Annotated in this window: 18 protein-coding genes; 9 read left to right on the forward strand and 9 right to left on the reverse strand. The window is 65.4% G+C overall.

Translation table 11 applies throughout. From position 1 onward, the window contains the following. Nucleotides 1-43: 43 nt before the first annotated feature. Nucleotides 44-1,084 carry an NAD(P)-dependent alcohol dehydrogenase gene (locus NDI79_RS05830; RefSeq protein ID WP_310927495.1) on the forward strand — a complete coding sequence of 347 codons (1,041 nt, stop codon included), beginning with the start codon at nt 44-46 and terminating at the stop codon, nt 1,082-1,084. 165 nt (nt 1,085-1,249) lie between these two features. Here the strand turns inward: NDI79_RS05830 and NDI79_RS05835 are convergent, their stop codons facing one another. Next, a complete protein-coding gene (locus NDI79_RS05835; RefSeq protein WP_310927496.1) occupies nt 1,250-2,347 on the reverse strand; it encodes a glycolaldehyde reductase in 1,098 nt (365 codons plus the stop codon). Nucleotides 2,348-2,693: 346 nt separating this feature from the next. On the opposite strand from NDI79_RS05835, the gene NDI79_RS05840 reads away from it, so the two are divergent. Continuing rightward, on the forward strand, nt 2,694-3,221 hold the full coding sequence (locus NDI79_RS05840; RefSeq protein WP_425499572.1) for an amino acid-binding protein: 528 nt from the start codon (nt 2,694-2,696) through the stop codon (nt 3,219-3,221). A gap of 136 nt (nt 3,222-3,357) precedes the next feature. On the opposite strand, the gene NDI79_RS05845 is transcribed toward NDI79_RS05840, so the two are convergent. From NDI79_RS05845 to NDI79_RS05855, 3 genes are all read right to left on the reverse strand, one after another. Further along, entirely contained in the window at nt 3,358-4,032 is a 675-nt protein-coding gene (locus NDI79_RS05845) for a type I 3-dehydroquinate dehydratase (protein WP_310927640.1), read from the reverse strand. Between the two features lie 284 nt (nt 4,033-4,316). Beyond that, on the reverse strand, nt 4,317-5,018 hold the full coding sequence (locus NDI79_RS05850) for a type I 3-dehydroquinate dehydratase (protein WP_310927497.1): 702 nt from the start codon (nt 5,016-5,018) through the stop codon (nt 4,317-4,319). A 398-nt stretch (nt 5,019-5,416) separates the two neighbouring features. Further along, entirely contained in the window at nt 5,417-6,106 is a 690-nt protein-coding gene (locus NDI79_RS05855; protein WP_310927498.1) for a 4-carboxy-4-hydroxy-2-oxoadipate aldolase/oxaloacetate decarboxylase, read from the reverse strand. A gap of 152 nt (nt 6,107-6,258) precedes the next feature. On the opposite strand from NDI79_RS05855, the gene NDI79_RS05860 reads away from it, so the two are divergent. After that, on the forward strand, nt 6,259-7,296 hold the full coding sequence (locus NDI79_RS05860) for a zinc-dependent alcohol dehydrogenase (protein ID WP_310927499.1): 1,038 nt from the start codon (nt 6,259-6,261) through the stop codon (nt 7,294-7,296). 176 nt (nt 7,297-7,472) lie between these two features. On the opposite strand, the gene NDI79_RS05865 is transcribed toward NDI79_RS05860, so the two are convergent. Together NDI79_RS05865 and NDI79_RS05870 are read right to left on the reverse strand one after the other, a co-directional pair. Continuing rightward, a complete protein-coding gene (locus NDI79_RS05865) occupies nt 7,473-8,381 on the reverse strand; it encodes an NAD-dependent epimerase/dehydratase family protein (RefSeq protein WP_310927500.1) in 909 nt (302 codons plus the stop codon). 226 nt (nt 8,382-8,607) lie between these two features. Then, entirely contained in the window at nt 8,608-9,381 is a 774-nt protein-coding gene (locus NDI79_RS05870) for an IclR family transcriptional regulator (RefSeq protein WP_310927501.1), read from the reverse strand. A 167-nt stretch (nt 9,382-9,548) separates the two neighbouring features. On the opposite strand from NDI79_RS05870, the gene NDI79_RS05875 reads away from it, so the two are divergent. Next, nucleotides 9,549-10,193, forward strand: a complete 645-nt coding sequence (locus NDI79_RS05875; RefSeq protein ID WP_310927502.1) for an MBL fold metallo-hydrolase — start codon at nt 9,549-9,551, stop codon at nt 10,191-10,193. A gap of 39 nt (nt 10,194-10,232) precedes the next feature. On the opposite strand, the gene NDI79_RS05880 is transcribed toward NDI79_RS05875, so the two are convergent. Beyond that, complete coding sequence (locus NDI79_RS05880; RefSeq protein ID WP_310927503.1) at nt 10,233-10,667, reverse strand: universal stress protein; 435 nt, start codon at nt 10,665-10,667, stop codon at nt 10,233-10,235. 122 nt (nt 10,668-10,789) lie between these two features. Here NDI79_RS05880 and NDI79_RS05885 point away from each other — a divergent pair, with 122 nt between their 5' ends. The 4 genes from NDI79_RS05885 (at nt 10,790) to NDI79_RS05900 (ending at nt 16,836) form a co-directional block, all read left to right on the forward strand. Further along, a complete protein-coding gene (locus tag NDI79_RS05885) occupies nt 10,790-11,824 on the forward strand; it encodes a Bug family tripartite tricarboxylate transporter substrate binding protein (RefSeq protein WP_310927504.1) in 1,035 nt (344 codons plus the stop codon). A 288-nt stretch (nt 11,825-12,112) separates the two neighbouring features. Further along, the gene (locus NDI79_RS05890; RefSeq protein ID WP_310927505.1) at nt 12,113-12,598 is read left to right on the forward strand and encodes a tripartite tricarboxylate transporter TctB family protein; all 486 of its coding nucleotides are present in this window, start codon (nt 12,113-12,115) and stop codon (nt 12,596-12,598) included. Further along, nucleotides 12,595-14,085 carry a tripartite tricarboxylate transporter permease gene (locus tag NDI79_RS05895; RefSeq protein WP_310927506.1) on the forward strand — a complete coding sequence of 497 codons (1,491 nt, stop codon included), beginning with the start codon at nt 12,595-12,597 and terminating at the stop codon, nt 14,083-14,085. Before NDI79_RS05890 ends, NDI79_RS05895 begins: the two co-directional genes overlap by 4 nt. A gap of 447 nt (nt 14,086-14,532) precedes the next feature. After that, nucleotides 14,533-16,836, forward strand: coding sequence for a methyl-accepting chemotaxis protein (locus NDI79_RS05900; protein ID WP_310927507.1), 2,304 nt, complete (start codon nt 14,533-14,535; stop codon nt 16,834-16,836). Nucleotides 16,837-16,901: 65 nt separating this feature from the next. On the opposite strand, the gene NDI79_RS05905 is transcribed toward NDI79_RS05900, so the two are convergent. Beyond that, the gene (locus NDI79_RS05905; RefSeq protein ID WP_310927509.1) at nt 16,902-17,297 is read right to left on the reverse strand and encodes a response regulator transcription factor; all 396 of its coding nucleotides are present in this window, start codon (nt 17,295-17,297) and stop codon (nt 16,902-16,904) included. Between the two features lie 234 nt (nt 17,298-17,531). On the opposite strand from NDI79_RS05905, the gene NDI79_RS05910 reads away from it, so the two are divergent. Then, nucleotides 17,532-18,596 carry a phosphotransferase family protein gene (locus NDI79_RS05910; protein ID WP_310927510.1) on the forward strand — a complete coding sequence of 355 codons (1,065 nt, stop codon included), beginning with the start codon at nt 17,532-17,534 and terminating at the stop codon, nt 18,594-18,596. 40 nt (nt 18,597-18,636) lie between these two features. On the opposite strand, the gene NDI79_RS05915 is transcribed toward NDI79_RS05910, so the two are convergent. Further along, entirely contained in the window at nt 18,637-19,299 is a 663-nt protein-coding gene (locus NDI79_RS05915) for a helix-turn-helix domain-containing protein (protein ID WP_310927511.1), read from the reverse strand. Nucleotides 19,300-19,392: the final 93 nt, after the last annotated feature.

Here is a 19,392-nt window from a genome sequence, read left to right on the forward strand (position 1 = left end):
CCCGCGGATTTATCACGAACGATGTAGAATTACCCTTTGCACCATGTTAGCAGCACGTTTGCACGAGTACACCGAGGACATGAGCGAACCACTCTCCATCGACGAGGTGGACCGGCCGTCCGTCGACGTCTCCGACGGCGTCGTCGTCGAAGTGGAGGGGGCGGGGTGGTGTCAGACGGACAACCACATCATCGAGGGGATGTGGACCGACTACGTCGAGCAGACGCTCCCGATGACGCTCGGCCACGAGAACGCCGGCACCGTCGTCGACGTCGGCGAGGAGGTACACACGGTCGAGGAGGGCGACCGGGTCATCTGCCACCCCGTCGCGACGTGCGGGACCTGCCGGGCGTGCCGCCTCGGCAACGACATGTACTGCGAGAACCTCTCGTTCCCCGGTCTCACGACGGACGGCGGCTTCGCGGAGTACCTCCGCACGAACGAACGCGCCGTCATCCCCCTGCCGGGCGACGTCGACCCGGCGGACATCGCGCCGCACGCCGACGCCGGCATCACGGCCTACCACGCGGTGAAGAAGGCGGTCGACGAACTGAACCCGGGCGACACGGCCGTCGTCATCGGCGTCGGCGGCCTCGGACACATCGGGCTGCAGTGTCTGAACGCGATGAGCGCGGCCGACATCGTCGCCCTCGACGTGAAGGAGGCGGCGCGCGACCTCGCCTCGGAACTGGGGGCGAGACACACCGTCGACCCGACGTCGGAGGACGTCCCCGAGGCCGTCGGCGAGTTCACCGACGGCAGCGGCGCCCAGCAGATCATCGACTTCGTCGGCGCCGACGAGACCACGTCGCTCGGCCCCGACATCGCCGCGGCGGGCGCGGACCACCACATCGTCGGCTACGGCGGCCACGTCCACGAACCCTCGCAGACGCTCGTCGACGGCGAACTCGCCTACCGGGGGACGCTCGTCGGGCGCTACACCGAACTGCAGGAACTCGTCGCCCTCGTCGACCGCGGAGACGTCGAACTCCGGACGAGCCGGTACGACCTCTCGGAGATAAACAGCGTCGCGGAGCGCCTCGAACACGGCGAGATAGAGGGCCGCGCGGTCATCGTCCCGTAGTCCGCCGACCGTCGCGCCCCACTTTCGACCGATTTCGATTTCTTTCGGTTCCGACGCGCCGACTTGAGAGGACGGCGCGGTCCGGGGGAACGGGTCCGTTTCGGAACGTGCGGTCGGTCCGTCGAGCGGCGACGAGATGTGGAGTGTGGAGTGAGAGCGGGAGTACTACCGCTCGCCCACCCGCCGACCGATGCCGTCGGCGGTCCGAAGCGCGTCCCGGACCATCGCCGGCGTCACCTCGAACGGCTCGTTGTGGATGGTCTCCTCGGGGTCGCACGCCGCCTCGGCGACCGTCTCCAACTGCGCCGTCGTCGGGTCGTCGAGGCCGATATCCGCGAGCGTCACCGGGAGGCCGAGCGCCAGCGAGAACCCGACGTAGTCCTCGACGAAGTCGTCCGGGCGACCTTCGAGCACGAGTTGCGTGACGGTTCCGACGTTCACCTTCTCGCCGTGGGTCGCGTCGTGCGTCGCCTCGAGTTGCGTCAGTCCGTTGTGCACCGAGTGCGCCGCGGCCAAGCCGCCGCTCTCGAAGCCGAGGCCGCTGAGCAGCGTGTTCGCCTCCGCGACGGCCGCGACGCTCTCCGTGACGGCGCCCGCTTCGACGGCGTCCACGGCGGAGCGACCGTGGTCGCGGAGCGTCTCGTAGCAGAGTTTCGCGAGTCGGTGCCCGGCCCGCGTCGGCGTCCCGCCCACGACGTTCTGCCCGCCCGACCGGTACGTCGCGTCGGCCTCGAACCACGTGGCGAGTCCGTCCGCGATGCCGGAGCGGAAGAACCGGGTCGGGGCCTCGGCGACGACGGCGGTGTCCAAGAGGACGAGGTCGGGGTGGCGGTCGAAGAACCGGTACTCCTCGAACTCCCCGTGCTCGCTGTAGATGACCGACAGCGCGCTGGTCGGCGAGTCGGTCGAGGCGACGGTCGGCATGGAGACCATCGCCCCGCCCGCCTCCTCACGGACCGCCTTCGCCGTGTCGAGCACCTTGCCACCGCCGGCGCCGACGACGACGTCGGTCCCGCGTTCCTCGACGACGTCCGCGACGCGCCGTATCTCCGCGTCGGAGCTCTCCCCGTTGAACTCGAGCGTGTCGGCCTCGACGCCCGCGGCTTCGAGACTCTCGACGACCCGCTCTCCGACGAGGTCGAGTACGACCTCGTCGGCCAAGAGGAGACACGCCGTCCCGAGCGACTTCACGTGCGCTCCGATGTCGTCGGCTACGCCTCGTCCCTGTACGTACGCTTCCGGTGACTCGAACACCTGGGGCATGCGAGAGACAACCACGCCGATTCTGTTAAGAGTTACCATACATCTACCGTGTTCTGTCAGTATGTCGTCCGAGAAGTTCTCCGGCTCGGAATGTAGAAACGTACAGTGTAGATATGGAACTAAAAGTTCAAAAGTTAAATCTATATTTCGATAACCGACCAACAAACCACACACTTCGACGGAAACGCGAGTCGGTAACCGCGGACCGCTTTCTTCAGCGCGGTACGCCGCTGGCGGCGGTTCGAGGTGCTTCGACGGGCGGTGAACCCTGCGGAGAGCGACACCTCTATTACGGCCCACGCGCGAAATCCGCCGATGAACGACGGTAGCACGCGGTGGTGTACGGATGAGTGAGGCGGAGAGTGCCGTCAAGTCGTACACGCTCCGCCTCGAACTCGTCGACGAACCCGGGGAACTGCTCCGCTCGCTCCGGCCCATCGCGGAGAAGGGCGGGAATCTCCTCTCTATCTTCCACGAGCGCGGGAACGTCACCCCTCGGGGTTACATCCCCGTCGTCGTCGACATCGAGGCCACCCCGGACCGATTCGAGAAGATAGTCGAGGCGCTCAGTCAGACGAAGGTCAACGTCATCCAGGCCGGCACCGAGCGGTACAGCAAGGAACTGACCATTCTCCTCTCGGGGCACCTCATCGACACCGACTTCTCGAACACGCTGTCTCGCATTCAGGAGACCCGGAGCGCGACGGTGACCGACATCTCCATCTCCGCGCCCCAAGGCTCCACCGAGACGTCCAGCGCCCGCGTCCGGATGGCGACGCAGGCGGGGTCGAAAGAGGAGGTCCTAGCGGCCGTCAGAGCGGTCGCCGACGAGAAGGACCTCCACCTCATCGAACCGCTCGCCGTCGGCGGCTGACCGGCGCTCGGAGGCGTTTCAGTGCTGAGAGGGAACGACGAGAGAGGAGATGACAGGCGAGTGAACGTGAGCTGTCGTCGCGGACGACGACCGAGCGGAGAGAAGATCTAATATCGGAATCGGCCCTTCGAGAGCGCTAATCTGACAGCGGAATCTCTTTCGGCACGGACACTTCGCTCCGGAGCGCGTCCATCACCTCGTCGTCGACGCTGTTGTTCTTCGTGAGTTCGATGAGCGACGCGAGCTTTTCGAGCGGAATCTGGCCCGGCGCGTAGTCGACGTCGTCCGCCAAGAGCGGCGCGTACCCGAGTTTGGAGCCGTAGAGGTGACCGATGACACGGGTGTGGCTCCCGATTTCGCCCATCGAGATGCCCGCGACGTCGATTCCCTTCTGGGTGGCGGCGTGGACGGCTTCGAGGAGCGTGAGCGTGTCCGACTGGTCCTGCGGGAACGTCGCTACCTTGGCGATGTCGCCGTACGCCGCACACTCTTCGATGATGGCGTCGAGCACCGCCCGTTCGGGCGTCTCGTCGAAGTCGTGGTGGGAGACGATGAGACTGACGTCGTTCTCGCGGAACTCGGAGGCCAGCCACTTCTTCGAGCGAATCGTCTCGAACTCGATGTCGACGAACACGACCGAGTCGAACCGCGACGCGGAGAAGAGGTCGTCGAGTCGTCCCGTGTCGTTCGCCTTTCCGCCGAACCACCGCGCCCGGTTCGTCGCGATGATCGGCAGTTCGCCGTCGTACGCCTCCAGTTGTTCGATCGGGTCCTCCGCTTTGTCCATCCGAAACTCGATGAGGTCGGCGATACCCCGCGCCTCCGCCTCTCGTGTCAGATCGTTTGTTGTTGCAGCGAGAGCCGATTCCTCGATTTTCATGTGAGGTCTTATCATTCTGCCGCGTATAAACGTTGGCTCTTTCCGCAATATCGCACCGGGAGTCCTCGGACCTCCCCCGCGCGCCTCCGACCGCCGTCAGCGACGCTCTCGTGGATGCTTCGTAAACGCGCCGAGAGCTATGGGTCCAATAAATTGTCTTCAGAAGCAGAGGTGCAGATTCCGTGCCACAATTAGTAGAGTGAGCGGTGCAGTGGCTATAAACTATCCGCTAGTTCGCTCTCGCATTCGATTCCATTCGTATTCGTAATCGTATCCAGCACGTTTCCGAGCTGTTTCAAACTGATCTCTCCGGAGCATTCGTCGGGTCGAATCGGGGCGTAAACTAGCCTTGACCCGTAGAACGCGCTGATGACGCGAGTGTGTCTCCCGGCCGCTCCGCTCCCGTAACCCGCGACGCTCACTCCGTCCTTCGAGGCGTCGTTCAGACACTCCAGAAGCGTCAGCGCGTCGCCCTCGTCCTCGACGCGAACGACGATTTTGACGAGGTCACCGTACTTCCGGCACTCGGCGATGGTCCGTTTGAGTTCGCCCCGCGGCGGGGTCTTCTCCTCGTCGTAGCTCGATATTAGTAGTTGGACCCCGAGTTCGCGGAGTCGTTCGAGCACGTCGGGTCGGTCGGCCGCGTGGGCGGCCTCGATTTCCACCGTCTCGACGGTACCGGGCGGCGCCGCGGCGGCGATGCTTGCCACCTCGTCGGGGTCGAGCGCGTCCCCCTCTCTGGTGGCCGCGCGCGGGGAGAGCACGAGCGGAACGGCTTCGGTGTAGTTCGACAGTTGGGCGCGGGGGTTCTCCGCGCTCCCCAGTCGGAACTCGACGTAGTCGGCCAGCGCATCGGCGTCCGCCGCCGCGCCCAAGTCGTCGGTCACGCCCACGAGTCGACACTCATCAACGTCCATGCTATTCGTAGCTCTCTCGGAGTTCAAAAGTGTTTCTCGGGACTCGATTTCCCCCTCGTCCTCCGGACCGCCGCAGGCGACGGACCCCGTTCCGCGGCGGCACCCCTCGGCCCGTTTGAGGATGTTGAAACGCCGCTATCCGGTTCCGCTTCGAACTCTCGCCGGCGTATCGCGCTCTTAATTACAATCCTATTTTTGTAACACGCTCGCCGCCTCGCTCGGTTCACTGCTTCAACGATATCGAACCGGCTGCCCACGCGGTAGCCGCACCCGTGACCTCTAGTCGACGTCCTCGCGAGAACGTCGGCCGGGAGAGGTCCTGTCGGCGTCTCCGCGCGAAGTCATCGGCCGCTCGTTACCGAACCGTCACTCGTCGCTTGCGGGTCGTCTTCGCGGCGTCACTGAACCGAGTCTTCCGGTCCGACGATGGTGAGGTCGTCGAACAGTTCGTCGTAGCCGTTGCGCTCGTAGAGATACTCCCCGCTCAGCACCTCTTCGCGGACGGAGTCCTCCGAATCGAGCTTCTCGCGGGAGCGCTCCAGCACGTCCTCGGCCCCCTCGCTCGGAATCACGGCCACGCCGTCGTCGTCGCCGACGACGATGTCGCCGGGGTCGACGCTCACCCCGCCGCAGGAGACGGTGACGTTTATCGACCCGGGGTCCTGTTTGAGCGGTCCCTGCGGGTTGACCCCCCGGCCGTACATCGGGAACTCCATCTCCGCTATCTCCCGGCTGTCCCGGTACGCGCCGTCGATGATGATGCCAGCGAGGTCGTTCGCCTGACACGACGTGCACATCAGTTCGCCGATGTGGCCCGTCTCGGTGTAGCCGTTGCAGTCGATGACAAGGACGTCGCCGGGTTCGGCCATCGTGATGGCCTTGTGGATGATCAGGTTGTCTCCGGGCGACGCGTTGACGGTGACCGCTGTCCCGGCCATCTCGACGCCGTCGTACGCCGGTCGGAGCCCCGAGTCCATCGTCAGCCCGACGTTTCCGGTGACGTCCGAAACGATAGTGCTCGGCACATCCTTGAACGCCGCGACGACGTCGCTGTCCGGTCGGTCTACGTCATGCTCTACCGTGTGCATGCGGCGAACGAAGAGCACGACTCACGTTAAACTATCGGTGTCCCGGAAGCGCGGTCGCCTCCCCCCTCTTTCCGTCGTCGCCGGCGGTCCGGCCCGCGAGCGCCGTCGTCCCAATCCATAGAATTATACCCGCAGCGCTGCCACCGTGCTGTATGCGTGGACTAGCGAAGACAGAGCGTACTGAAGGGTACGTCGAACTCATCGAGCGAGGGCGCCCGACACCGGCGGCGGACGAGGTTCTCGTCGAGGTGGAGTACGCGGGCCTGTGCGGCAGCGACGCGGGTATCTACAAGTTCAAAGCGCCGTTCGAGCGGATGAACCTCCCGACGGTCATCGGCCACGAGTACACCGGCCGCGTCGTCGACGTCGGCGACGCCGTCACGAAGTTCGCGCACGGCGACCGCGTGGTCGAGCGACCGATCCGGCCGTGCGGCGACTGCTATCAGTGCGAAATCGGTGAGGAGAACGTCTGTCAGCACACCGAGCTTACCGGTATCGACCACGACGGCGCCTACGAGGAACTCATCGCCGTCCCGGAGGACGTCCTCCACTCCGTCCCCGACGGCGTGCCGGCGCGGCACGCCGCGATAGTCGAACCGACGGCCATCGCGACGCGCGCCGTCATCGAGAACTCGCGTGTCAGTCCCGGCGACCGCGTGCTGGTCGAGGGGCCGGGACCGATCGGACTGCTGTGCGCGCAGGTCGCCGAGGCGCAGGGCGGCGACGTGGTCGTCTCCGGCGTCGGACGGGACGCGAAGTATCGGCTTCCGCTCGCCCGCGAACTCGGGTTCGAGGCGCTCGACGTCGCCGAGACAGACATCGCCGCCCACCGCGAGCGACTCACGGACGGCGTCGGGTACGACGTGGTGTTCGACACGACGGGCCACCCATCCGGTCTGACCACCGCCGCGGACGAGGTGCGCAAGGGCGGACAGATCGTGCTCGTGGGTCAGACCGGCGAGACGACGATGCCGTACTCGCCGCTCGTCCGCTCGGAGATCGATCTCCAGTGCAGCTACGGGGCGACTTACGAGGACTTCGAGCGCGGACTGCGGCTCATTCGGGCCGGAGACGTCGACTGCGAGACGTTCATCGACGACCGGTTCTCGCTGCTCGACGCCGACGGGGCGTTCGAGGCGTTCCTGGCCGGCGAAACCTGCAAACCCGTCTTCGACGTCTCGGAGCTGTAGTTCCGGTTCTTCTGCCGTCGTTGCGTGAGCCGTTCCGGTTCTCGCGGGTTCCCGCGAGTTCTCCTAATACCCGAACTCCGACGTGTCGAATCCTCGGTAAAACGAACATTCGTCCCGTCACTCTCGCATCGGTCGCCGCTCTCCGGAGACGCACGGACCGTCCGATACCGCTCCGTTTACGACTCCGAGGAGGCGCCCTCGACCTCGGGCGGACCGTCCCACCGACAGCCGTCATCCTTCGGTTCGTATCCGAGCACCTCCTTCGCGTGTTCGGTGTCGAACCACCGGGACGCGTTGTCGCTGACCGCGTAGAACGTATCGTACGTCACCGTCTCATTTTGCAGACAGCAGTCGACGAGGTGGGCGAAGTCGCGCTGGGACGTCCACGTCGCCTTCAGTCGCTTCACCATGCGCTCGTACTGCTCGCTCCCGCGCTCCCAGGACCCGGTCTGCGACTGGTCCCACACCTCGTCGTCGTCGCCAAGTTCGTGTTCGTCGCCCCTGTCGACGCCGCGTTCGGCGTCGCCGTACGGGTGGTCGTACCGTTCCGTGCGGACGCTGGAGATGCGGAGCGAGAACATCTGCTCGGGGGAGGCGTCGCGCCGCGCGTGCGACCGAAGGATGTTCTCGCCGAAGAGTTTCGAGGCGCCGTAGTAGCCGTCGGGCTTCGGGAGCGACTCGTGGTCGAGCAAGAGCGGATACTCCTCCTCGTACAGTTCCGGCGCGTGGTCCTCCTCGTACAGACCCATGACGCGCTGTGAGGACGCGAACACGAGTTTCTCGACTCCGGCGTCCTGCGCCGCCTTGAGGACGTTATACGTTCCGACGATGTTCGGTTCGACGACGTCTCCGAAGTCCGCCCCGGCGTCTGACTGGGCGGCGAGGTGAACGACCGCGTCCTGCCCGTCGAAGGCGGGTCGGATCGCTTCGTAGTCGCTGACGTCGGCCACGTGCGTCTCGTACTCGGGATGCTCGTTCCGGTCGAGGAAGGTGAACTCGTACCGATCCTCGCCCACCAGGTGGTTACGCAGGGCTTCTCCCGCCTCGCCGAACGGACCCGTAATGAGGACTCTTTGCGTACTCATCGATAATGGAGGTTGAGACCGGAGATATTTATAGCTTCTGCGAGCCCCCGAATCGGACGCTCGCGCCACGTCTCGGGCGTTGGCCGGTGTTTTCGGAGACCGGAACGGTGCACGCGATTCAACAATATCGAACCAACGGTGTGCAGTGGAATTACAAAGTTAGGGTCGTAATGGAAATCGAGACACCGGACCGGACGGCGCGGGTGGAGAACCGCGAGACGAACGCTTACCGCTGGGAGAGTTTGAGTTCGATGATGTTCTTCTTGTTCAGTATCGCCGGGGCGAGCGTTTCCTCGATGCGGTCGTCCCCCATTCGGCTGAGCGGCCCGCTGATGCTGATGGCACCGACGACGCTACCGGAGTTCGATAATATCGGAGCGGCGACGGCGCTGACGCCGACGAAGTGTTCCCCCCGGTTCACGGCGTATCCGCGCTCTCGCGTTTCCTCCAGTTCCTCGAACAGCGCCTCCCTGTCGACGATGCTCTCCTCGGTGAGCGCCGGAAGTCCCCGCAGGTTGAGGATGGTCTCCACTCGGTCGTCCGAGAACTGCGACAGCATCGCCTTCCCGAGCGCCGTGTTGTGCAAGTAGAGGTGCGCCCCCAGGGCCGCGTTGTCGTCGATCGATTCGGGACCCTCCGACTTGTACAGTTGGACCATGTACCCGTTCTGCTCGGTCCCGACGTTCGCAATCTCCCCCGACTGTGCCCGGAGGTCGTCTATCTCCGTCTTCGCGGCCTGATACAGCGGCAACTGGTCGCGCAGTTGACCGCCGGTGCGCAGGAAGAGGAAACTGCACTCGTACCGCTCGTCGCGCTTTATCACGTAGTCGTTCTCGACGAGCGTGACGAGGTGGATGTGGGCGGTGCTCATCGGCATGTCGAACTCCTCGGCAACCGCGGACAGCGTGGCCGGTCCCTCGGTCCGCAGGTACTCCACGATGTCGAACGCCCGCGAGACGCTCTTCAACTGCCGCGTGCCCGACCCGTCGTTCTCGCTCATACCTTCGCATTCGGTCGTCGTCTATTAAGTGCTAGGAATCGTTTCAACAGTATTGAAGCGACCGTTCGCCTCGACGGCGGCCTTCGACGCGGAGTCGGATGGGAGAGCGGCTGTACTGCCGCATATCGGTAGTTTTATTTTCGCGGCGGGGTGATTCGGGCACGAACATGAGCGCGGAGAGCGTCGTCGACGACATCTCGCTGATACAGTTCGAGCACGTGCGCGTCTACGTGCTCGAGGACGTACCGAGCGGAGAGACCACCCTCATCGACACGGCGTTCGAAGAGAACGGCGAGGAACTGGTGGAGGTGCTTCGAGAGGAGTTCGACGGCGTCGACCGGGTCATCCTGACACACGGCGACCACGGTCACCACGGGGGGCTCACCCACGTGATGGAGGCGTTCTCCCCGACGCTGGCGGCACCGGACAACGAGACGAAACTGTACGAGGCCATCGAGCACGAACCGGACGTCCGCTACGAGGACGGCGACGTCCTCGACGGCAACATCGAAGTGGTGCAGGTTCCCGGCCATACGGAGGGGACCTCCGCGCTGCTCCTCCGGGACCGGGACATCCTCATCTCCGGAGACGCGCTCGACGGCGCGGACCGCGCGGGGCTTCCGGCCGGCTACCTCCTTCCGCCGCCGGCACTGTTCAACGACGACCACGAGGCGGCCGAGATAAACCTCTACGACCTGCTTCAGTACGACTTCGATACCGTACTGGTGTTCCACGGCTCGAACGTCTTCGAGAACCCGAAAGAGAAGCTCGACGACTTCCTCGCCGAACGCGAGTGGGACCCGCGTCCCTGACCGACCGGACCGCCCTGAGGCGACAGGGTCTCGCTCGCGTCAGTCCTCGTCGTCGACGAACGAGGTGACGACGGGACAGGTCGCATCCAGCAGGATGGACTGGGCGACGCTCCCGAACAGCACCTTTCCGGTGGGAGAGCGCCGTCGCGGGCGGACCACGATGTAGCGGGCGTCCCGTTCCTCGGCGTAGCCGATAATCTCGTCGGCGGGGTCGCCCACCAGACCGACCGTCTCGTAGTCGACGGACACGTCGGTCACCGCCTCTTCTGCCATCTCGGCCGCCGCGTCACGGACCTGCTCCATGTCCAACGGGTCGTCCGCCTGCGCGCTGGTTCGCCCGAGATTTACGAACTCCGAGCGAGTCAGCGCGTGGACGAAGTGAACCGTGTCATCGAACGCCTCGGCCAGTCGCTCCGCCTCTCTAACCACCGTCGTCGTTCTGTTCGAACGATCTACCGCTCCGACGATTACCATGCCTCCTACTGATTCGTAGCCCTACATCATTGTTTCGCCGCCGAACGTCGAGTTTCCGTTCCGTTTCTTGTCATCGGATGATAGAAAAACCTAAATGATAGTCCCCATACGATAGGGTAGAGATGACAGACGACAGTATCTCTGCCAGCGCTGGGGACAGCCAGGCGGGTACGGGCGGCGGCGTCGTGAACCGGCGAAACGTCCTGAAGGCTCTCGGTGGGGCGGGTCTCGTGGCGACTGCGGGATGCGTCAGCCAACTGTCCGGCGGGTCGAACCAGGAGTGGCCCTCTCGGCAGGTCGAAGTGGTCTCGCCGTGGTCGGCCGGCGGCGGCGCCGACCGGACGAGCCGAGCGGTCGCCGACGCGGCGGAGAGCAACACCGACGTCTCGTGGAACGTCAGCAACCAGACGGGCGGGTCGGGGTCGGTCGGGATGAGCGCGGTGGCGAACGCGGAGCCGACGGGCCACACGCTCGGCTGCACCGCCCCCGAAATCTGTCTGTTCCAACACCTCGGCATCGCGGACCTCGGTCCGGACGACATCACGCCGATCATGCAGTACACCCAGATGCCCGCGGCCATCGTGGTGAGACAGAATTCCGATTACACGACGGTCGACGAGTTCCTTTCGTACGCGGAGAACAACAAGGTGCAGATGGCCAACTCGGGGATCGGATCCTCGTGGCACATGGCGGGCGCCGCCTGGGCCTCCGAGGCGGGAATCGACGTGCAGCACGTCGCGTACGAGGGTGCCGCGCCAGCCATCACCGCGACGGTGAACGGCGAGGCGGACTGTGCGACGGTCGGAGCCGTCGAGGTGGCCTCGCAGGTCCGCGACGGCCCCCTCACCGCACTCGGCGTCATGTACGACGAACAGCTCGAATCGCTCCCGAACACGCCGACGATGCAGTCACAGGGGGTCGACATCGTCATCGGATCGTGGCTCGCGCACTTCGCCCCGCCGGACCTCCCGGAGGAGGTCCAGCAGTCCATCGTCGAGACGTACAACACCGTCTACGAGTCCGAATCGTTCCGCACGTTCATGGAGAACAACAACTTCATGCGCGTCAAGCGGGGCCCGGAAGAACTCCAGCAGTTCCTCGACGACCGCTACGAGTTCTACGGCAACCTGGTCGAGGAACTGAACATACAGGCCTGATCGGTCTCGACGACCGAGAGGCGGCGAGCGTCTCTCCGGTCGACACCAGTACCTTTTTATAAATCATGCGTGAATGTTTCACACAATCCCTCAATACATGAGCACCAGTACTGTACGTTCAGGGACCCGGCTGGCCACGCCCCCAGAGAGACGCGTCCGGAGCGAACGGCGGAGGGACCCGGTGCCGACCGTCGCGCCGTCTCCTGCAGCGGGAGACACGCAAACGGGCGACGCACGGGCCGCGTCGACTCGCGAACACCACCGCGAATCGGAGCCAGAGCACCTCGTATGAAACTCAGCACCAACGCACTACGGTCGAGTCCGCTCGCAATCGCCTTCATCGTCGGCGCGGCGGTCGTGATATTCTTCGCCTCTCGCTTCCCGAGCGGCGGCGAGGTGGGGCCGGGCTTCTTCCCCATCGGCATCTCGGCCGGTATCATCCTCTTCGCGCTCGCCGAGTTGGTCACCGAGAGCGACGGCGGCCTCGACGTGAGTGACCACGATCTGCGGGCCGCGGGCACCGTGTTCGCCCTCGTCTTGGGCTATCTCGTCGTGATGCCGCTCGCGGGATTCCTCGTGGGGACGATGCTGTTCCTACCGGTCATTCTCTACTACTCGGGGGTCCGCTCGCCGACGACGATACTCCTGATGTCGATACTGCTTCCCATCGCGCTGTTCTACATCTTCAGCCAGTTCTTCTTGGTCCCGCTTCCGGAGGGCGTGATACCGTTCTCCAGACTGCTTCCGCGGCTTCCCGTGTGGGTGATGCTATGATAGAGTCCATCCTCGGCGGGTTGGCGAACGTCCTCAACCCGTTCACGCTGTTCCTGATGGTCGCCGGCGTGCTCGTCGGCATCCTGATGGGGTCGATTCCGGGGATGACGGCGACGATGACCGTCGCCGTCCTGCTCTCGTTTACGTTCACCATGGACCCCAGCAACGGGATGATGCTGCTGCTCGGCATCTACGGCGGTGCGGTGTACTCGGGGTCGATTCCGGCGATTCTCATCCGCACGCCGGGGACGCCGTCGGCGGCCGCGACCATCTTCGACGGCTACCCGCTCTCGCAGAAGGGGGAGGCGGGCAGAGCCATCCGCATCAGCACCGTCGCCTCGTTCGTCGGCGGCGTCATCAGCGTCATCGGGCTGATGTTCTTCTCCCCGCTCATCGCCGACGCGGCCCTGCAGTTCCGCTCGCCGGAGTTCTTCGCCCTCGCGCTGTTCGGGCTGACGATAATCGCCAGCGTCAGCGGCGACTCGCTCCCGAAGGGGATGATATCCGGCCTCCTCGGGATGCTCGTCGCCACCGTCGGCATCGACCCGCTCACCGGCTTCCAGCGGTTCACGTTCGGCGTCCCGGAACTGCTCACCGGAGTCCAGTTCATCGCGGTCATGATCGGACTGTTCGGCATCGCGGAGGGGATGAAGGCGTACTCCTCGGGCATCGACAACGAGGGACAGAAGGTCGACCAGGACATCGAGGGCATCGTCCCCTCGCTCTCGGATCTGAAGGACATCGCCCCCGTTTCGACGCTGTCCGGAATCGCCGGCGTCCTCATCGGCTCGATCCCCGGCGCGGGCGGCGACATCGCGGCGTTCATCACCTACAACGAGGCGACGCGGTGGATATCGGACGCCGTCCCCTCGTTCGGCGAGGGTAACATCCGCGGCATCGCGGCCGCCGAGTCCGGGAACAACGCCAGCACCGGCGGCGCGCTGATTCCGACGTTGACGCTCGGCATCCCGGGCGACTCGGTGTCGGCCATCCTCATCGGCGCGCTGATGGTCCACGACGTTCAGCCCGGTCCGGCGCTCTATCAGGAGGAGACGACGCTGCTGTACACCATCTTCGTCGGGTTCCTCCTCATCTACGTCCTCATCCTGCTGTTCGGACTGCTCGGGGCGCACTACTGGGTCCGACTCATCAACATCCGGGAGTCGCTCCTGTGGCCCGCCATCCTCGTCCTCTGCGTCATCGGCGCGGTGGCCCTGCGGGGCAACCTCTTCGACGCGTGGGTGATGCTCGGTGCGGGCGCACTCGGGTACGTGCTCCGACTCCGTGGGTATCCGTTGGCACCGATGGTGCTCGGACTCATCCTCGCGCCCATCGCCGAGACAAATCTGCGGCGCTCCCTCTCGCTGTCCGGAGGGTCGTTCGACATCTTCTACACGAGTCCGATCGCCCTCGTCATCATCCTCCTCAGCGTCGCGACCATCGCCGTTCCCGCCGTCCGCTCCCTCTCCTCGCGCTCCGCCACCTGAACGACGGTTCTCTTTTCTCCAGCTCTCTTCGTCACGCCACGCGTAACGCGGCTCGAAAAACACATTCACACACATCTCGTATGAGTTTAATTCTTTAGTAGCTCAATACACGAATGAACAAAAAGAGAACGGTGTGAGAAACCTAAAGTAAGAGATGAATCGACGAATAGATTTCCCGGTGAGATGATATGGAGGCAGAATCGCAAAAAGACCGTTCTACCACTTTCGAAGTGTGCCAGATTGGTACTCTCTTGCGCTCTTCATCGTCCTGTACGCCGCCCGGCGCGACGATAACGGACGTCCATCCATTCCCCGTACTCCGCGACCGTCCGGCCCGAAACGACCCGTCCTCACCTTGTGCACACAACGTACCGACCGCTCTGATATCTAATTTGATAATCTAACGGGCACTGTTATGAACGACCTCTGATTTCTCTCCTACACAGCATGCACGAGGTTTCACAACGGGTCGAATCGCTTCTTCCGACGCAGATTCGGCAGAACTACCTGTGGCGACTGGTGGCCATCTTTGCGGTTATCGTCGTCGTCGTTAGCGCCATCGGCGCCTACCAATATCAGCAGGCGGAATCGACCGTCGAGGCGGAGGCCGAAGAGCAACTCCTCCAGACCGCCAAGGAGAACGTGGAGGTGCTGTCGACGTGGCGCGCCGACCACTCGAAGACGGTCGGACTAGTGTCGAACGCCGAGGTGTTGGCGACAGACGACGAAACGGAGATGAGCGCCTATCTCGGCTCCCAGCACGAGCAACTCCCGGCCGACATCGTCGACCTCTCGGTCGTCGACCTGCGGTCCGGCGAGGTACTGGCGAGCACGACCGAGGGGCAGGTCGGGACCACGATGGACCGCGTCGCCGCGGCCGCGCCGGTCTCCTACGCCGACCCCAACGCGATCGGGTCGACCACGAAGCACCAGTGGCAGGGCGACGGCGTGAGCGTCATCTCCTTTTTCAGCCCCGTCCCGGACGCTACGAACCGCGTACTGGTCTACTCGGCCGAAACGGCGACCGTCGACGCACGTCTCAAGGGCGCCGACGGGTCGGTCACGCAACTGGTCAGCACGACCGGCAGCATCGACTTCGACAGCAGCGGCGAGAGCGCCGGCGAGCAGTACCCGGTCGAGGACTCCGAAGCGGTCGAACGCGCGTGGGCGGGCGAGTCGGGCGTCGTCGTTCAGGACGCCGCTGCCGGCGTGATGGAAGAGCGCCACCTCGTCGCGTACGTGCCGTACCACGCGGGTCTCATCCTCCTCGTGCACGAGCCGACCTCCTCGGCGTTCGCGCTGGGCGACCAAATCGGCAGCACCGTCGCGTTGCTCATCGGGGCGACGCTCGTCGGCTTCGTCGTGCTCGGTCTGCTCATCTCGCGCAGCACGGTCAAGCCCCTCCGAGACCTCTCGGAGAAGGTCCGGGCGCTCCGCGAGGGCGACCTCGACGTCGACCTTCGAACCTCCCGGGAGGACGAGTTCGGCGAAGTGTTCCGCGGCGTCGCGGACCTCCGCGACGACCTGCGCGACCAGCGCCACGACGCCGAACGGTACGGCGACGTGATGAGCGTCGCCGCGGACGGCGACCTCTCCGCCCGAATGGACGCGAACAGCGACAGCCGCGATATGCGGACCATCGCCACCTCGTACAACGGGATGATGGACGAAATCGAGGGAACGGTCCTCGCGGTCCGACAGTTCAGCGACGACGTGGCCTCGCTCAGCGAAGAAGTCGCCGCGAGCGCCGACGAGGTCAGTCGCGCGAGCAGCGAGGTCAGCACGTCCATCCAGCACATCGCGGACGGCGCGACGGACCAGAACGACAGCCTCCTCGCCGTCTCCGAGGAGATAGACACGATGACCGCCTCCGTCCAACAGATCGCCGCGTCGGCCGACCAACTCGCGGCCTACACGAAGAGCACGGCGGCGAAGGGCGACGAGGGCCGCCAAGCAGCCAACGAGGCGCTGACGGGTATCGAGACCATCCAGCAGGAGACCGAACACACCGTCTCCGAGATGGAGCAACTGGACGAGCAGATGGGCGAGATCGGCGAGATCGTCGAAGTCATCTCCGACATCGCCGAGCAGACGAACATTCTCGCGCTGAACGCGAACATCGAGGCCGCCCGCGCCGGCGAGGCCGGGTCCGGGTTCGCCGTCGTCTCCAACGAGGTGAAGTCACTGGCCGAGGAGACCCAACACTCCGCCCAGCGCATCGAAGCGCGCATCGAATCGCTACAGGACCAACAGCAGAGCGTCCTCGACGGGATGGCGCGGATGCGGACCCGCGTCGAAGAGGGCTCCGAGTCGGTCGGCACGGCCATCGGCTCCTTCGAGGAGATCGTCGAGGAACTGGACGAGACGAGCGCGAGCGTCGAGGAGATCAACGCCGCGACCAGTCGACAGGCCGAGTCCTCCCAAGACATCCTCAACATGACCGAAGAGGCGACGAGCATCAGCGAGGAGACGACCGCGGAGGCCCAGACCGTCTCCGCGGCGGCCGAAGAACAGACGGCGACACTCTCGGAAGTCTCGGCAGGCGTCCACCGCCTCGCGGAGAACGCGAGCGAACTCAGAAATCACCTCGAACAGTTCGAGGTGAGCGACGAGCGAGACGGACCCGAATCCGGACCCGGACGGTCGGGGGCCGACGCCGACGACGCCGCGGACCCGACCGCCGTCGGCACGACGGCCGCCGCGCCGGCCTCCCAACGGACGGCGACCGACGGCGGCGCCGACGCGCGGTAGGACGGCCGCTCGATTTTCCGTTCTCGGTTTTCGATTCTTTGCTTGTGCTGCCTTCGTCGAGGGGGTTAGCGACCCGATTCGAGCCGTTCGATGAATTCCTCGCGCCGGACCGGTTTGGTGACGTACGCGGCGATGCGGTCGCTGTCGTCGTTCAGGTGTTCGTCCGCCTGGTAGGCGCTGAGGACGAACACGTCGCCGTCGAACGCCGTCTCGTCGAGTCGGTCGATCACTTCCGGTCCCGAGAGGTTCGGCATCCGCCGGTCGAGGACGAGGACGTCCACCGACCCGTCGAGTTTCGACAGTACGTCCTCGCCGTCGGCCGCCTCCCGGACCGACCACCCCTCCTCTCCCGTCAGCCAGATGACGAGCGTCTCCCGGAACGCCTCGTCGTCGTCGGCCAACAGGACGGTCTGTTCTCTCGCCTCTCCCCCCCGTTCGGATGTGGGTTGACTCTGCTGCATGCTTCTCACCCTCGCCTCGATGTCACGATACGCGACACCTCTTCGTCTCCGTGGATGAATGCTGATTGGCGACTCTTCTGCTATGAACCTTCACCTTGTATGTACAACCTCGTTCTTATGTGCAGATCTGTTTGTCCGCCCTCGCTGGATGACTGCGGTCTCCGGCCTTCGACCCCGTGCCGGACGGTGGCACACCGGCGCAACCCTTCTCCCGCGCGGCGCGGTAGCCGGGGTATGGACGACGTACCCGAGGCGCGGGAGTTCTCGCGTGCGACCCTCGCGCGGATGCTCCGACGGGTCGAACCGAACGCGGAACTGCGGGGGTACGCCCGCGTCGACCGCGGCTTCGGTTCCATCTACCGCCTCGACGTCCGCGACGACGAGGGGGACGGAGAGCGGTATCTGAAGGCGTCTCCCGACGGCGAGACCCGGTCCGTCCCGACCGAGCCCCGGATTCAATCCGTCCTCCGCGCCCTGACGTCGATGCCCGTCCCGACGGTCCGCGGCGTCGTCGACGACCACGGGACGCTCCCGACGCCGTACTTCGTCATGGACGCCCTGCCCGGCGAACGCGTCGCCTACGAGCGCGTCTGCCGACTCGACGACGGCGCGCTCCGACGACTCGCCCGCGAGACGGGCGAGCAGTTGGGCGAACTCCACTCGGTGCCGGCCGTCGACGCGTTCGGCCTCGTCGGCCACGACGGCCCGCCCCTGACCGGCGGCCGGCCCGACGGCGACCCGGCGACGCTGACTGTCGAGGACGCCTGCGAGGACTGGCCGACCTTCCTCCGCGGGTACGTCGGCCGCGAACTCGACCGGCACGCGGACTCGCGGTTCTCCCGCCTAACGCCGACGCTGGAGCGGTGGTTCGACGCGGGTATCGGCCGCCTCGACGGCCCGTTCGACCCCGTACTGGGGCGGAACGACCACGGACTCCACAACCTCCTCGTCGACCCCGAGACGGGGGAAATCACCGCGGTGCTCGACTGGGGCTACACGCTCGCCGTCCCGGCGGCGTTCGACTTCGAGTTCGCCGTCTACCTCTACGGCGGGGCGTTCCTGGCGGGCCTCCCGGACGTCTCGGACCGGCGCGAACCCGTTCGCGAGGCGATGCTGTCGGGCTATCGCGCGACGGCGCCGGAACGCGTCGGTCGGGTGTCGACTCCCGAACCGCGCTACGAGGCGCTGGCGATGGTCCGAATCATGAACGATTTCCATCACCTCGACGTGCCCGAGGGCGCCGAGGGGGCGGTGACCGACCGCATCGAGGCCGACGTTCGGGCGCTGCTCGACCGGTGAGGTCGGCGGGAGAACCCTCGTCCCCGACCGCTTACCGCTCTCAGCGCTCCTCGTCGTCGTCCACGGTCGAGAGCGTCTCGTCTAAGATGCAGTCGATACCGCGTCGGATGCGGGAGCCGACCGCCTGCTGGGTGATTCCGAGTTCCGACCCCAGTTCGGCCATCGTCACCTCGCGCGGCGTGTCGAAGTACCCGCGCTCGTACGCCAGGACCAGCGCCTCGCGTTGGGCCTCGGTCAGGGCGGCCTCGGTCGAGCGCCGCCGCGGGGTGAGCGAGTGGACTTCGGTCATCGCCAGCGGCACGCCCCACTCCTGACATCGGTCGTAAAACGCGGCAACGTCGTCGCGTCCGTCGCCTCGGATGCGAAACAGCCACCGCTCGCTCGTCCCGACCGCTTCGAGGAGCGGAACGCCCGTCTCGGCAAGCGCGCTCAGAACGCTCCGATGGGAGGGGTCCCACTCGACGCGCAGGAGGTACTGGTCGTCGACGGCGTCCACGAGTCGGATGCCCCGCACGCCCGGATGCGGGGCGAACGCCGCCTCGACGTCGTCGACGCGGGCGCCGTACACCCACGCGTACGGGGCTATCGCGCCGCGGTTCGGGACGACGCGCTCGAGTTCCACGGTCGCCGACGGGAGCGTCTCGAAGACGCTTCCCAAGGGAAATTCCCCGGCGCGGACCGTGAACGTTGCCTCAGTCGCCATTCCTCGTCGAGCGCCGACGGCTGGGAAGCGAGTCGAAGAGAGAAGCGACCGCTCGCGTCTCCCCGCCGCGCGGGGGGCCGGAACGGGTTCCGG

The sequence above is a fragment of the Halogeometricum sp. S3BR5-2 genome, assembly GCF_031624635.1.
Classification (GTDB): domain Archaea; phylum Halobacteriota; class Halobacteria; order Halobacteriales; family Haloferacaceae; genus Halogeometricum; species Halogeometricum luteum.